At 71.5% G+C, this 13,842-nt stretch carries 13 protein-coding genes; 4 read left to right on the plus strand and 9 right to left on the minus strand.

The window, feature by feature from the left end:
- Nucleotides 1-236: 236 nt before the first annotated feature.
- The 5 genes from ACHFIV_RS30780 to ACHFIV_RS30800 all read right to left on the minus strand — a co-directional run bounded on the left by ACHFIV_RS30780 (nt 237) and on the right by ACHFIV_RS30800 (nt 4,742).
- Nucleotides 237-1,301 (minus strand): aspartate-semialdehyde dehydrogenase, encoded by a 1,065-nt coding sequence (locus tag ACHFIV_RS30780; RefSeq protein ID WP_398975815.1) that lies wholly within the window; start codon nt 1,299-1,301, stop codon nt 237-239.
- Nucleotides 1,298-2,569 (minus strand): aspartate kinase, encoded by a 1,272-nt coding sequence (locus ACHFIV_RS30785; RefSeq protein WP_398975817.1) that lies wholly within the window; start codon nt 2,567-2,569, stop codon nt 1,298-1,300. Before ACHFIV_RS30785 ends, ACHFIV_RS30780 begins: the two co-directional genes overlap by 4 nt.
- Before the next feature lie 427 nt (nt 2,570-2,996).
- Entirely contained in the window at nt 2,997-3,656 is a 660-nt protein-coding gene (locus ACHFIV_RS30790; RefSeq protein WP_398975819.1) for a DUF5063 domain-containing protein, read from the minus strand.
- 83 nt (nt 3,657-3,739) lie between these two features.
- Nucleotides 3,740-4,339, minus strand: coding sequence for a recombination mediator RecR (gene recR, locus ACHFIV_RS30795; protein ID WP_099173476.1), 600 nt, complete (start codon nt 4,337-4,339; stop codon nt 3,740-3,742).
- A gap of 61 nt (nt 4,340-4,400) precedes the next feature.
- Nucleotides 4,401-4,742: a YbaB/EbfC family nucleoid-associated protein gene (locus ACHFIV_RS30800; RefSeq protein ID WP_398976592.1), complete on the minus strand. Its 342-nt coding sequence runs from the start codon at nt 4,740-4,742 to the stop codon at nt 4,401-4,403.
- Between the two features lie 361 nt (nt 4,743-5,103).
- Between ACHFIV_RS30800 and ACHFIV_RS30805 the strand changes: the two genes are divergently transcribed.
- Nucleotides 5,104-5,889, plus strand: a complete 786-nt coding sequence (locus tag ACHFIV_RS30805) for an SLATT domain-containing protein (RefSeq protein WP_398975821.1) — start codon at nt 5,104-5,106, stop codon at nt 5,887-5,889.
- Between the two features lie 115 nt (nt 5,890-6,004).
- On the opposite strand, the gene ACHFIV_RS30810 is transcribed toward ACHFIV_RS30805, so the two are convergent.
- From ACHFIV_RS30810 to ACHFIV_RS30820, 3 genes are all read right to left on the minus strand, one after another.
- Nucleotides 6,005-6,655, minus strand: a complete 651-nt coding sequence (locus tag ACHFIV_RS30810; RefSeq protein WP_398975823.1) for a hypothetical protein — start codon at nt 6,653-6,655, stop codon at nt 6,005-6,007.
- Nucleotides 6,656-6,787: 132 nt separating this feature from the next.
- The gene (locus tag ACHFIV_RS30815; RefSeq protein ID WP_398975824.1) at nt 6,788-7,501 is read right to left on the minus strand and encodes a GntR family transcriptional regulator; all 714 of its coding nucleotides are present in this window, start codon (nt 7,499-7,501) and stop codon (nt 6,788-6,790) included.
- Between the two features lie 91 nt (nt 7,502-7,592).
- Nucleotides 7,593-8,966 (minus strand): aspartate aminotransferase family protein, encoded by a 1,374-nt coding sequence (locus tag ACHFIV_RS30820; RefSeq protein WP_398975825.1) that lies wholly within the window; start codon nt 8,964-8,966, stop codon nt 7,593-7,595.
- Nucleotides 8,967-9,140: 174 nt separating this feature from the next.
- Between ACHFIV_RS30820 and ACHFIV_RS30825 the strand changes: the two genes are divergently transcribed.
- The 3 genes from ACHFIV_RS30825 (at nt 9,141) to ACHFIV_RS30835 (ending at nt 12,156) form a co-directional block, all read left to right on the plus strand.
- On the plus strand, nt 9,141-9,788 hold the full coding sequence (locus ACHFIV_RS30825) for a DJ-1/PfpI family protein (RefSeq protein ID WP_398975827.1): 648 nt from the start codon (nt 9,141-9,143) through the stop codon (nt 9,786-9,788).
- Nucleotides 9,785-10,270 carry a MarR family winged helix-turn-helix transcriptional regulator gene (locus tag ACHFIV_RS30830; protein ID WP_398975828.1) on the plus strand — a complete coding sequence of 162 codons (486 nt, stop codon included), beginning with the start codon at nt 9,785-9,787 and terminating at the stop codon, nt 10,268-10,270. The genes ACHFIV_RS30825 and ACHFIV_RS30830 overlap by 4 nt, the downstream gene beginning before the upstream one ends.
- Nucleotides 10,271-10,344: 74 nt before the next feature.
- Nucleotides 10,345-12,156 carry a serine/threonine-protein kinase gene (locus tag ACHFIV_RS30835; RefSeq protein WP_398975830.1) on the plus strand — a complete coding sequence of 604 codons (1,812 nt, stop codon included), beginning with the start codon at nt 10,345-10,347 and terminating at the stop codon, nt 12,154-12,156.
- A 5-nt stretch (nt 12,157-12,161) separates the two neighbouring features.
- Here ACHFIV_RS30835 and ACHFIV_RS30840 read toward each other — a convergent pair whose 3' ends face one another.
- The gene (locus ACHFIV_RS30840; RefSeq protein WP_398976594.1) at nt 12,162-13,619 is read right to left on the minus strand and encodes a helix-turn-helix domain-containing protein; all 1,458 of its coding nucleotides are present in this window, start codon (nt 13,617-13,619) and stop codon (nt 12,162-12,164) included.
- Nucleotides 13,620-13,842: the final 223 nt, after the last annotated feature.

Genomic DNA, 13,842 nt, shown 5'->3' on the forward strand with positions numbered 1-13,842 from the left:
GCGTACGGCACCGCGTTGGATGCTGTGCGACATGCCCTCATTCGTACCTGCTCTTCCCCGAATGCCCCGAAAACGTATCCAGCCACGCAAGAAGTGACGGCTTAGACGCTTCGCATCCGTCTAGCGGTTGCGGGGGGCCAGGAGATCATCGTCGGATACGACAACGCCCCAGCTCAAGAGATTCAGACCGGCAACTTGCCCACAGGGCGCACACAGATCCTACAAAACAGGTTCGATCAGGTACGAGAGAATTCCCCGGCCACCGACTCGGCGATCTGGGCCACGTTGAGAGCCGCGCCTTTTCGGAGATTATCGCCACAGATGAACATTTCGACGGCGTGAGGATCGTCCATCGACCGGCGGACCCGGCCCACCCAGGTCGGATCGGTGCCGACGACGTCGGACGGCGTGGGGAAGTCGCCCGCCGCCGGGCTGTCGAAGAGCACCACTCCGGGGGCGGTCGCCAGGATCTCGTGTGCCCGGGCCACGGACACCTCGTTCTCGAACCGGGCGTGCACGGACATGGAGTGCGTCGCGACGACGGGTACGTAGACACAGGTCGCCGCCACCCTCAGATCCGGCAGGCCCAGGACCTTCCGGCACTCCTGGCGGATCGCCAACTCCTCGGACGACCAGCCGTCGCCGGCGTCGGCCCCGGCCCACGGCACCACGTTCAGCGCGACAGGGGCGGCGAAAGGACTCTTGTCCCCGTCCCCCAGCGCCCGCCGCACGTCTCCCGGGCGCGTGCCCAGCTCCGTGCCCGCCACCAGGGCCAGCTGCTCACGTAGTGCGGCGACACCGTCCCGGCCTGCACCGCTCACCGCCTGGTAGGACGAGACGATCAGCTCCTGCAGTCCGAACTCGGCGTGCAACGCGCCGACCGCGACGATCAGGGACAACGTCGTACAGCTCGGCGACGCGACGATGCCGCGCGGTCTCAGCCGCGCGGCATGGGGATTGATCTCGGGGACCACCAGGGGCACGTCCTCGTCCAGCCGGAACGCCGCCGAGTCGTCCACGACCACGGCACCCCGGGCGGCGGCGACCGGCCCCCACTGCGCCGACACCTCGTCCGGCACGAGGAACAGGGCGACGTCCACCCCGTCGAACACGTCCTCGGCGAGCGCGAGGACCTCCGTCTCCTCGCCCCGGACGACCAGCTTCATGCCGGCCGCACGGGGGGAGGCGACCAGCCTGACCTCGCCCCAGACGTCCTCGTGCTGCGAAAGGATCTGGAGCATGACGCCGCCGATCACCCCGGTCGCGCCGACGACCGCGAGCGAAGGGCGGCGTCCTGTCATCGGCCGGTGCCGCCGTAGACGACGGCCTCGTCGGAGTCGCTGTCGAGACCGAAGGCCGTGTGCACGGCGCGCACGGCTTCGTTGACGTCGTCGACGCGGGTGACCACCGAGATACGGATCTCCGACGTCGAGATCAGCTCGATGTTCACTCCGACCTCGGACAGCGCCTCGAAGAAGCCCGCGGTGACCCCGGGGTTGGTCTTCATGCCCGCACCGACGAGGGAGATCTTCGCGATCTGGTCGTCGTAGCGCAGGGACTCGAACCCTATGCCCGCGCGGCTGCGCTCCAGGGCGTCGATGGCCTTGCGGCCCTCCGCCTTGGGCAGGGTGAACGTGATGTCCGTCAGCCCGGTCGAGGCGGCGGAGACGTTCTGCACCACCATGTCCATGTTGATCTCGGCGTCCGCGATGGCGCGGAAGATCGCTGCGGCCTCGCCCGGCTTGTCGGGAACACCGACGACCGTGACCTTGGCCTCGGAGACGTCGTGGGCGACTCCGGAGATGATGGCGTGCTCCACCTGCTGGTCCCCTTGTGGTTCGTTGCTGACCCAGGTGCCGCGCAGTCCGGAGAAGGACGAGCGGACGTGGATCGGGATGTTGTAACGGCGTGCGTACTCGACGCAACGGTGCAGCAGCACCTTGGAACCGGACGCCGCCAGCTCCAGCATGTCCTCGAAGGAGATCCAGTCGATCTTCCGGGCCTTCTTCACGACCCTGGGGTCGGCGGTGAAGACACCGTCCACGTCGGTGTAGATCTCACAGACCTCGGCGTCCAGCGCGGCGGCCAGGGCGACAGCGGTCGTGTCCGAACCACCGCGACCGAGGGTCGTGATGTTCTTGCCCTCCTGGCTCACACCCTGGAACCCGGCGACGATGGCGATGTTGCCCTCGTCGATCGAGGTCCGGATGCGACCGGGCGTGACATCGATGATGCGCGCTTTGTTGTGGACCGAGTCGGTGATGACACCGGCCTGGCTGCCCGTGAACGACTGGGCCTCGTGGCCCAGGTTTTTGATCGCCATGGCCAGCAGCGCCATGGAGATCCTCTCTCCGGCGGTCAGCAGCATGTCGAACTCACGCCCGGCCGGCATCGGGGATACCTGCTCGGCGAGATCGATCAACTCGTCCGTCGTGTCGCCCATCGCGGACACCACGACAACCACCTGGTTGCCGTTCTTCTTGGCGTCGACGACTCGCTTGGCAACACGCTTGATGCCTTCGGCATCGGCTACGGAGGAGCCTCCGTACTTCTGCACGACAAGGCCCACGTGCGCTCCTCGCTCAATAATGGTGCGGTCGGCTCAGTCTAACGAGCAGCCCGGAATCAACCCGTCGGTACCGGATGGTGAGATGTCCCGCCCACCACCTGGTACGGACCGTCGTCCCGAACTGCTCGTACGGGGGCTGCTGCCCTCTTACCCCCTCCGCACGCCTTTTGTGTTTCAGGACACAGCGGGCACCGACGAGGCGCAGAGCCGCACTCCGCAGGCCACCGCACACCGGCACAGGGCCGCACGAGCAGGCTCAGCGGTCACGAAGCCGTCCCGGCCAAGGCTCAGGGCGGGACTCAGGCGGTACAGGGCCGCTCAAGGGGCCCACCGGGGCGCACACCGCCGAACGGGGACGCAGCCCCACCCGCCCCGCACGGACGGCGCCGGAAGCGCCCCGGACGGACGGCATGAGGGGTTGGAGGAGCTACAGGACCGGCCGCAGGCCCAGCGGCCCCGCGATCTCCTCCGCCATCACACGTCCCGCCTCCTCGGCCAGGTCCCCGTCGTCCGGATCCTGGTCCGTGTCCAGGCCGTCGAGCTCCTGGAGGGGCTGGTTCAACCGGATGTGGGCGATCAGCGACTGGAGCGCGCGCAGGGCGGCCGACGCGGTGGAGCCCCAGTTGGAGAAGTAGGAGAACTGCCACCACCACATGGCCTCCGCCGTGCGGTCCGCCTCGTAGTGCGCGAGTCCGTGGCCCAGGTCCGTGACCAGGTCCGCCAGATCGTCGGAGATGCGGTGGGGCACGGGGGCCTTGCGGGGCTCGTACGGGTCGAAGACCTCGGAGTAGACGTCGATGGGCTCCAGCAGCTCCGCGAAGCGCTCACGCAGCCCGTCGGCGTCCGGTTCGTCGTCCAGGTCCGGCTCGTAGCGTTCGTCCGGGAGGATGTCCTCGTAGGCGCCGAGCCTCCCGCCGGCCAGCAGGAGCTGGGAGACCTGGAGGAGCAGGACCGGGACGGCCTTCTCGGGTTCCTCGGCCTTCGACACCTCGGTGACCGCGACGATGAACGTCTTGATCTGATCCGCGATCTGGACGGCGAAGTCGTCCGGATCCTGCGTGACGGTGTTCAGCGTGGCGTCAGACATCGAGGGGACCTCCCGTGGGCAGGGTCGCGAACGGTGGGTAGAACATAGCGCCACCACACGTAAAGCCACAGTCAGACGCCGGGTCACACATCGAGCAGCCGCCTTCCCTCGAAGGCGCGTCCGAGGGTGACCTCGTCCGCGTACTCCAGGTCGCCGCCCACGGGCAGCCCGCTGGCCAGCCGCGTGACACGCAGCCCCATCGGCTTGACCATCCGGGCGAGGTACGTCGCGGTGGCCTCGCCCTCCAGGTTGGGGTCCGTGGCGAGGATCAGCTCCGTGATGGAGCCGTCCGCGAGCCGGGCCAGCAGTTCCCTGATGCGCAGGTCGTCGGGGCCGACGCCCTCGATCGGGCTGATCGCGCCGCCGAGCACGTGGTAGCGACCCCGGAACTCACGGGTCCGCTCGATGGCGACGACGTCCTTGGGCTCCTCCACCACGCAGATGACCGACCGGTCGCGGCGCGCGTCCCGGCAGATGCCGCACTGCTCCTGCTGTGCGACGTTGCCGCAGATCTCACAGAAGCGGACCTTGTCCTTGACCTCGAGGAGGGCATGGGCCAGGCGGCGCACGTCGGTGGGCTCGGCCTGCAGGATGTGGAAGGCGATCCGCTGCGCGCTCTTGGGACCGACGCCCGGCAGCCTGCCCAGCTCGTCGATCAGCTCCTGAACCACGCCTTCGTACAACGGAACGCCTTTCCTTTTTTCCTGCTCGTACCGTATCCGGAACGCCTGAGTAGCTACAGGGTCAGAACGGAAGGCCCGGCATGCCGCCGCCGCCGAGGCCCTGGGCCAGCGGGCCCAGCTTCTGCTGCTGGAGCTGCTGCGCGTTCTCGTTCGCCGCCTGGACCGCCGCGACGACGAGATCGGCGAGCGTCTCCGTGTCCTCCGGGTCCACCGCGCCCGGATCGATGACCAGGGCCCTGAGGTCGCCGGAACCGGTCACGGTCGCCTTCACGAGGCCACCGCCCGCCTGTCCCTCGACCTCGGTCCTGGCCAGCTCCTCCTGGGCCGCGGCAAGATCCTGCTGCATCTTCTGGGCCTGCTGGAGCAGCTGCTGCATGTTGGGCTGGCCACCACCGGGAATCACGGTCACTCCTGGCACATCGACGACGGAATGCTTCGGTATGCCGAGCCTACGTGTTCGCCGGACGCCGCGCCCCACCCGCCGGGGACCAACTCTTTCGGGTGAGTTCTGGAAACTGCCTGCCCTGCTCCTATACCTGACCAGAGGCCGTACCCATCCGGGAATCCCGCGATTTCGACCACGCGGCCCACCATTCGGCGGTAGGAAGAGCATGCGTATCCGTACCCATACACATAGTGAAGGTAACGCAGAGTTACACGGGCGGGAACCCCGGTCATATGCCGGTAGACGTCCTCCCGTGACCGAGAACCGTGCCGATCCCGCGTCGATACGCGCCGAACGCAGAGTGCAGAGGAGTGCCCCGGTGAGTCAGCCGGAGATGCAGCCCGAAGGGCCGCCCCGCAAGGAGCCCGGCGCGGGATCCGGTGCAGGCACCGGAACCGATCGGTCCGGTCCGCGCAGCGGTGCGAGCCCCCGGGACCTGACCGGCCGCGCCTTCCCCCTCGGCGACTGGGGCGAGCCCGCCGAACGGCTCGACGAGCTCTACCGCTGGGTGGAGGCCGGGGCCATGGAGACCGCCGACTGGTACCTGCGTGACCGGGTCCGTAAGCGGCGTACGGCCAGACTGCTCCGGCTCGGCACGGCGGCGGGTGTGGTCGCGGGTGCGGCTCTCCCGCTGCTCGACCTGACCGGGGAACTGCACGGTTCGGCGGGCTGGGGCTACCTGTCGCTGCTGCTGGGCGCGGCCTGCATGGCGTGCGACCGGTACTTCGGACTGACGTCCGGCTGGATAAGGAACCTCGCGACGGCACAGGCCGTGCAGCGGCGCCTGCAGGTGCTGCAGTTCGACTGGTCCTCCGAGTGCGTCCGGGAGGTGCTCGGTCCCACGGAGGGCACCGCGAGCGAGGCCGCGGAGCGGTGCCTGGGAGTCCTGCGCCGCTTCTCCGAGGACATCACCGAACTCGTCCGCATGGAGACGGCGGACTGGATGGTGGAGTTCCGGGCCGGGCCCGCACCCATGGGAATGCAGTCGCTGGTGTCGGGGGGGCCCGGCGGCCGCCCCGAGCCGGGGGCCGCCCCCGGCCGGCTCACCCTGCCGGTGGCCCGGCCGAACATGCCGCGCCAGCGTCCTCCGGAGCCGCCCCGCTGAGCCCGGGCACCACCCGTCGCGGGAGCGGCGGGACGGCAGCCGGCCGGGCGGCGGGACGGCAGCCGGGTGCGGCGGGCGGTGCTCGTCAGCCGGGCGGCGCGGCGGGCGGTGCGGGTCAGCTGAAGATGATCATCGAGCCCTGCGCGAGGCTGCGGGTGGCCGCCGCGTGCAGACCCAGCCAGACGTGCCGCTCCCGGGCGAAGGGGCTGTCGTCGTACGGAACCGGGGCGGCCCGTTCCTCCAGCGTGGTCGGACCGGCCGGCGGCAGGGGTGCCGGGGGCGGGTTGGCCGGGTCGATGCCGAGGGACGGGGCGACGAACTCGAGCTCCCGCAGCAAGCCGTGGGAGGAGCCCAGCGGGCCGCCACCCTCCAGGAGCTGGTCGTCGGAGAGCGGATGGGGGAAGTCCACCGGGACGTAGGCCCCGGCGTGGTCGTAGTGCCAGACCAGGTGCGACTCCTGCGCGCTCTGCTCGAACATCTCCAGCAACTGTTCGTAGTCCCCGCCCAGTTCGCCGACGGGCGTGACGGCGAGACCGCTCAGTTGGAGCAGGTAGGCGCGGCGCAGGAAGTGCAGGGCGTCGTAGTCGAAGCCCGCGACCGGGGCGACGTCCCCGGTGAGTCCCGGCATGTACGCGTAGACCGGTACGGGCGGCAGCCCCGCCTCGGTCAGCGCCTTGTCGTAGACGGCGATCTCTTCGGCGAACGGGTTGTCGGGGCTGTGGCACAGCACATCGACGAGGGGGACCAGCCACAGGTCACAGGCCACGAAGTCTCGCTCTCCAACGGTTCGTGCGATGGTCGGGCAAGCGTAATGCGGACGGCACCGCGCGCACAGGGTGCGGGCGGTCGAGTGCGACGTACGGGCGGGCCGGGGCAGCCAGGCGGGGGCGGTGTGCGCTCAGCCGTGGCCCGGGTGCGGGGGATCGCCGGCGGCCAGCCGGTCCGCCCAGTTCAGCCCGTGGGCGTAGTAGTCGTCCAGCACCGCCCGTACGGCGGGCCCGTCGGCGGCCGTGATCGCCTCCACCAGTTCCCGGTGGCCGTTCCACAGCCAGTCGCACACGTCGGTGTCCCCGCGCAGATAGGGAACGGCGAAGGCCCAGGCCTGCATCCGCAGCCGCTGCAGGAACTCGTTGATGTAGGTGTTGCCGATGACCGCGCCGAGCTCCCGCCAGAACCGCAGGTCGTAGCCGATGAGGATGTCCAGGTCGCCGCTGCGCGCGGCCCGCGCGGCCTCCTCGGCCCGTCGGCGTACGGAGACGAGGGCGGTCCGGTGGGCGCCGAGCACGGCGGGCGCCGAGCCGGTCCCGTCGAAGATGGACCGGAAGACCCCGTCTATGACCAGGGCGCGGGCCTCCACCATCGACCGGTAGTCGGCGACGGTGAACTCACGGACCCGGAAGCCGCGGTGCTGGTCGGATTCGAGCAGTCCCTGCGCGGAGAGATCGAAGAGCGCCTCCCTGACGGGCGTCGCGGAGACGCCGTACTGCTCGGCGATCTGTTTGACGGTGAACTCCAGCCGTGGCCGCAGACGTCCCGCGAGCACCTCGTCACGCAGTGCGTCGGCGATCTGCTGCCGCAGCGTGCTGCGGGTCACGCCTCCGCTGGCACCCACGACGCCCCCTCCCGTTCTCGGCTTGGGTCACCATAAGCCAGGGCGGGTGCCCGGAACCGGGCACGGGTGAGGGCGTCCCGTCCGGTGTCGTCTAGACGGTGTGGGCGTCGGCGGCCGAGAGAGCCACGTCCAGGGCCGCGAGACCCTCCTTCGCCTCCGCCTCGGTGATGTTGCAGGCGGGGACGACGTGGGTGCGGTTCATGTTGATGAAGGGCCACAGCCCGTTCTTCTTGCAGGCCGCGCCGAAGGCCGCCATCGGGGCGTTCGCCTCGCCGGTCGCGTTGTACGGGACCAGGGGCTCGCGGGTCTCCCTGTCACGGACCAGTTCCAGCGCCCAGAACGCGCCGAGCCCCCGCACCTCGCCGACGGAGGGATGGCGCTCGGCCAGCGCGCGCAGACCGGGGCCGAGCACGTGCTCGCCGAGGTGTGCGGCGTTCTCCAGGATGTTCTCCTCCTCCATCACCTTGATCGTGGCGACGGCGGCGGCGCAGGCCAGCGGATGACCGGAGTAGGTGAGCCCGCCGGGGTAGGGGCGGGTCTCGAACGTGGCGGCGATCTCCGCGCTGATGGCGACGCCGCCGAGCGGCACGTAACCGGAGTTGACGCCCTTCGCGAACGTCATCAGGTCCGGTACGACGTCGTGGTGGTCGGCGGCGAACCACTTGCCGGTACGGCCGAAGCCGGCCATCACCTCGTCCAGCACGAACACGATCCCGTACCGGTCGCAGATCTCGCGGACGCCTGCGAGGTATCCGGGCGGCGGCGACATGATCCCCGCCGTGCCGGGGATCGTCTCCAGGACGACGGCGGCCACGGTCGCCGGGCCCTCGAAGGCGAGGGTGTCCTCCAGGTGCTGCAGGGCGCGGGCGCACTCCTCGGCCTCCGTCCGCGCGTGGAAGGGCGACCGGTAGAGGAACGGGGCCCAGAAGCGGACGACGCCCGCCGACCCGGTGTCGGACGCCCAGCGGCGCGGGTCGCCGGTGAGGTTGATCGCGGTGGCGGTGCCGCCGTGGTACGAGCGGTAGGCGGACAGCACCTTGTGGCGCCCGGTGTGCAGCCGGGCCATGCGGACGGCGTTCTCGACGGCCTCGGCACCTCCGTTGGTGAAGAAGATCTTGTCCAGGTCGCCGGGGGTGCGCTCGGCGATGAGGCGCGCGGCCTCCGAACGCGCCTCGACGGCGAACGCGGGGGCGAAGGTGGCGAGTCTGCCCGCCTGCTCCTGGATCGCGGCGACCACTGCGGGGTGCTGGTAGCCGATATTGGTGAAGACGAGGCCGCTGGTGAAGTCGAGGTAGCGGTTGCCGTCGTAGTCCCAGAAGTACGCCCCCTCGGCGCCGGCGACGGCGAGCGGGTCGATCAGGCCCTGGGCGGACCAGGAATGGAACACGTGCGCGCGGTCGGCGGCTTTCACGGCCGCGCCCGCCGCCGGGTCGGTGTAGGGGGCGCGAGAGGCATCGGGGCTCATACGGCGAGCGTAGGCGGCGGTACGGCGGTCCTCCATGGCCACTGTGTACGGCGTGGGCCGCCCGGCTCGGCAGGGTGTCGGGTCCCCGCCGGAATCAGCGGCATCGTTTGACAGCATGTTGTCATCATGACACTCTGCTGTCATAGGTTCCGTGCTTCGCCACCGGAGGTCATCATGACCAGCAGGACCGTTCACCTGGCCGTCTACGACACCTTCGCCGACTGCGAGCCGGGTTTCGCCACGACCCAGCTCACCCAGCAGGGCCACACCGTGCGCACCGTCGGCCTCACCACCGCGCCCGTCACGACCATGGGCGGGATGCGCGTCCAGCCCGACCTCGCGCTCGGCGGACTGGACCCCGGGGACAGCGAGCTGCTGATCCTCACCGGCGCCGCCCTCTGGGACACCGGTGACACCCTCGCCCCGTTCGCCCGGACGGCGCGGGCCTTCCTGGACGCCGGCGTGCCCGTGGCGGCCATCTGCGGGGCGACCGCGGGGCTGGCCCGCGAAGGGCTGCTCGACGACCGCGCCCACACCAGCGCGGTGTCCTTCTACCTCGCGGCCACGGGATACGCGGGTGGCGCGCACTACGTGGAGGCCGACGCGGTGACCGACGCCGGCGGAGACACGGACTCCGGCACGGGCACCGGCTCCGGCGGGTCGGCGCGTGGGGCTGTCGTCACGGCGGGGCCGACCGAACCGATCGCCTTCGCCCGCGAGATCCTCGCCCTGCTCGGAGTGTTCGGGCCGGAGAAGCTGGACGCCTGGTACCGGCTCTTCCACGACTCGGACGCGAGCGCCTACGAGGTGTTCGCGGGATGAGCGGGGAGCACTCCGGAAACCCGGGCCGGTTCAGCCGCACCGCGCTCGCGGTGTTCCGGCTCAACGGCAGGTTCCTGTCCGTCGCCGATGAACTGGCAGGGCCCGCCGGCCTCACGGCGTCCCGGTGGCAGGTCCTCGGCGCGGTCCTGACAGAGCCGCTCCCCGTGTCCGCCGTCGCCCGCGCCATGGGGATAACCCGTCAGAGCGTGCAGCGGATCGCGGATCTGCTGGTGGACCACGGCCTCGCCGAGTACGTCGCGAACCCGGCTCACCGGCGGGCCAAGCTGCTCCGCCCCACTGCCGAGGGACGGGCCGCGGTCCGCCGGATCGACCCTGCCCACGCGGAGTTCGCGGAACGGCTGGCGAAGGAACTGGGCGAGGAGGAGTTCGCCCGGACCGTTCACGTGCTGGAGCGGCTCTCGGCCGCCATGGACACCCTGACGTCCTCCGCCGGAGCGCCACCGGAACCCTCCGCGGACTGAGGCCGGCCTCCGGGGACGCGCCGCTATTCTCGACCCACGGTCCGCCACGGCCGTACGGGGGAGGGAAGCGCACCATGGACGAACTGGGCTCCGGCGATCCGCAACGCATCGGCACCTACCGGCTGCTCGGGCGCCTCGGAGCCGGCGGGATGGGGCAGGTGTTCCTCGCCCGCTCGGCCCGGGGGCGCACCGTCGCCATCAAACTGGTCCGCCCCGAGCTCGCCGAACAGCAGCACTTCCGCGACCGCTTCAGGGCCGAGGTGCGGGCCGCCCGGCGGGTCGGCGGGTCGTGGACCGCGCCGGTGCTCGACGCCGGCGTCGACGCCGCGGTGCCCTGGGTGGCCACCGGTTACATCGCCGGTCCCTCGCTGCACCGCATCGTCTCGGGCCGGCCGGGCGCCCCGGTGGCCGAGTCGGGGGCGTACGGGCCGCTGCCCGAGCGTTCCGTCCGCATCCTGGGCGCCGGGCTCGCCGGGGCTCTCCAGGACATCCACCGAGCGGGGCTGATCCACCGGGACCTGAAGCCGTCCAACGTCCTGATGACGATCGACGGGCCCCGGGTCATCGACTTCGGTATCGCGCGTGCCCTGGATACCGTCGCCGACGGCGGCCTCACCCGTACCGGCGCGATGATCGGCTCCCCCGGGTTCATGGCGCCCGAGCAGGTGCGGGGCGAGCGTGTGACCACCGCTTGCGACGTGTTCTGTCTCGGCTCCGTGCTGGCGTACGCGGCGACCGGCCGTATGCCGTTCGGCGCGGCGGACAGCGGGATCCACGCACTCATGTTCCGGATCGCGCAGGAGGACCCCGACCTCACCGGCGTACCGGTCGACCTGGTCGAACTGATCCGGGACTGCCTGGCGAAGGACCCGGCCGCGCGGCCCTCGACGGACGCCGTCCTGGAGCGGCTGGGCGATACGGACACGGCGGAGCCGTGGCTGCCGGGTGCGCTCATCGCCCAACTCGGCCGGCACGCCGTGGAACTGCTGGACTCCGAGGACCCGGAGGAGCCCGGTCCTGCGGGCACAGGACCAGCGGGCACCGGTCCTGCGGGCGCCGGACCAGCGGGCGTCCGACCTGAGCAGGGCACGCGACCCGTGCCGTCGGGGGCATCCGTGCCGCCCACACCCACACGGCACGCTCCCCCCGCGCCGGTGCGCCCTCCCGGCGTCGTGCACGCGCTTCCCACGCTGGTCGGGCCGCCCACGCCTCAGCCGGCCCCACCGCCCTCGTACGGCTGTCCGCAGCAGCACGCCCGCGGATACGGCTACGGGTCCACCCCACCGGGCGTCCCGCAGGCCCGGTTCGCCCCTCCGGGCCCCGGGAGCCGCCGCGGAGCGGGTTCCGTCCTGCTGCTGGGGGCGGTCGCGCTGCTCGTCGCGGTCGGGGCGGGCTGGGGGGTCCACGCCTTCCTGCGGAGCGGGGACGGCAGCGGCACCACGGTGGACACCGTCTCCCCTTCCCGTTCGGGCGCGAAGGGGGACGACGCCACGACCCCGGACGGCGAGGGCTCCCCGGGCACGGACGGTACCGTCCCCTCCGGATACCTGGGCACCTGGTCCGGGGCCATCGAGGGCGGCTCGGGAGCATCCACACGCCGACTCGTCGTCCAGCAGGGCGGGGTGGGCGACCCCGTCCTGTCCCTCACCGCCGAGGGGCCGCTGGGCACGGGCGGTACCTACCACTGCGTGTTCCAGGCCGACCTGGAGAGCGAGCCGCCCTCCGGGGGGCCGGTCCGCATCGGCCCCTCCCGGGTCACCGAGGGAGAACCGATGTCGTCGTGCGCCCCGGGGGAACCCACCGTCCTGACGCTGCTGCCCGACGGCACCCTGCACCGTGAGAGCACGACCACCGGCAAGAGCCTGACGTACACGAGGACGGGCTGAGCGGCTCAGGCCGCGAGGTCCACGGCCCGGAAGGCGAGCCACAGGTCGTACCTCGCGCTCGGCGTCCGGAGCAGCGACCGGCACAGCAGTGCCTCGAGCCGGGTGAGGCGCTTGCGCGCACCGGGCACCGAGATGCCCAGCTCGGCGGCGGTCGGGCTCAGTTGGCCCTCGCAGCGCAGCCACGTGCGCAGCGTCTCCTCGCCCGTGGGCCCGGCCGGGCCGAGGAGCCGCAGCTGCTGGACGGCCCAGTCCCGGACGCCGGGGGCGCGCAGAACCGTGTCGAGGTCCGCGGACGCCACGGGATCGCCGGGGCGCGTGCGGTGCAGCGCGGGGGTGGCCCTGATCCGCAGGGCGAGGTCGACGGCAGCCTGGTCCGCGACCCGGTTCAGGTCCAGGCCGAGGAGTTCACCGACGAGCTTCAGCCGGGAGGCCAGGGTGTTGCGGTGGATCTTCAGGTGCTGGGTGGCGTGGGAGGAGAACGCGAGCCAGGACGCGACGGTCGCCGACAGCTCCTGACTGCCGGGGTCCTGCGAGCGGCGCGGCAGATGGGTGAGGAGCGGTCCGAGGAGGGCGTCGGCCCACCGCGCTCCGGCGGCCCCTACGACCAGTGCGGGCTCCTGCGCCGCTCCGAACCTGGCGTGGCGCCCCGGGACCCCACGGGCGACGGCGAGGGCGTGGAAGGCCTGCTGGTAGGCGGTCGCCGTGTCCGGCAGCCGCACTTCCTCACTGACACCCACGACGCAGTCGTCCACGAGCCCGGCGACCACCAGACCCAGGGTGCGGCCGCTGTCCTGCCCCTCCGCCTGCGTCTCCTCGTCCGCCGGCACGATCAGGATCAGATGACGGGCGTACACCGGGCAGCGCACGATCCAGGTCCGGCCGCCGGAGACGTCCGCGCAGATCCGGGCGACCTCGTCCCGCTGTCCGCCCGAGCACTCGACGACGCAGACGCGTACGGGATCGGGGAGTTTCGGCCGCAGGGCACCTGCCACCTGGTGGGCTATGGAGAGCTGACCCGTCATCAGCAGGTGCAGCACGGCTTCACGGCCGCGGGACTCGGCGAGGTCCACCCGCCGCCGTTTGCGTTCGACGCTCTCCGACGCCCAGGCCAGGGCCAGGGGCATCACCGCGTCGGCCATCAGCGTGGTCAGCCCGCCGGGCAGCGGTTTCGGTGCGACGAGTGCCAGGACCGGGCCGCCGTCCCGGGGTGTGCGGTCGAGGGGCAGCAGCAGCGCGGAGCACTCGTCGGAGTCGAGGGAGTACGAACCGGCTCCCCGGGCCGCCAGTTCCCGCGCCGCCGTGGAGGCCAGCCCGGCCGCCTCGTGCCCGGGCCACCGGACGTTCCCGGCCACGGCCTGGAGCACCGTGCCCCCGCCGTCGAGGATCCCTGCCCAGCCCTCCGCCCGCTGGGCCAGCCTGCGCAGCAGCTCGGGCGATCCGCCGGTCCGCGCGAGGCGGTACATCAGCAGTACGTCGTCGGCCCGTTCGCGCGCACGCACGTCTCCGCTCCTCCCTGGAACCGGAGTGCAGAGTACCGGTCCGGCTGTGCCGTTTGATACCCGTCGCGGGCCCCGCAGTGCGAATTGAAGCTCCCGGCCCGGCGCTCATCCCCCCTAGAGTCCCCAGCATGTTCCGGGAAGTCCGGGAGGCGTCGGGGGACGTCGGAACACCCCGGGCCCGGGGGCC

Origin of the sequence: Streptomyces sp. ALB3, assembly GCF_044385685.1 — a bacterium.
Taxonomy (GTDB): domain Bacteria; phylum Actinomycetota; class Actinomycetes; order Streptomycetales; family Streptomycetaceae; genus Streptomyces.

What these genes read in the sequence shown, in the direction of transcription:
- ACHFIV_RS30780 (WP_398975815.1), bottom strand. Translation starts at nt 1,301, where the DNA reads ATGACAGGACGCCGCCCTTCGCTCGCGGTCGTCGGCGCGACCGGGGTG.
- ACHFIV_RS30790 (WP_398975819.1), bottom strand. Translation starts at nt 3,656, where the DNA reads ATGTCTGACGCCACGCTGAACACCGTCACGCAGGATCCGGACGACTTC.
- ACHFIV_RS30820 (WP_398975825.1), bottom strand. Translation starts at nt 8,966, where the DNA reads ATGAGCCCCGATGCCTCTCGCGCCCCCTACACCGACCCGGCGGCGGGC.
- ACHFIV_RS30825 (WP_398975827.1), top strand. Translation starts at nt 9,141, where the DNA reads ATGACCAGCAGGACCGTTCACCTGGCCGTCTACGACACCTTCGCCGAC.
- ACHFIV_RS30830 (WP_398975828.1), top strand. Translation starts at nt 9,785, where the DNA reads ATGAGCGGGGAGCACTCCGGAAACCCGGGCCGGTTCAGCCGCACCGCG.
- ACHFIV_RS30835 (WP_398975830.1), top strand. Translation starts at nt 10,345, where the DNA reads ATGGACGAACTGGGCTCCGGCGATCCGCAACGCATCGGCACCTACCGG.
- ACHFIV_RS30840 (WP_398976594.1), bottom strand. Translation starts at nt 13,619, where the DNA reads ATGTACCGCCTCGCGCGGACCGGCGGATCGCCCGAGCTGCTGCGCAGG.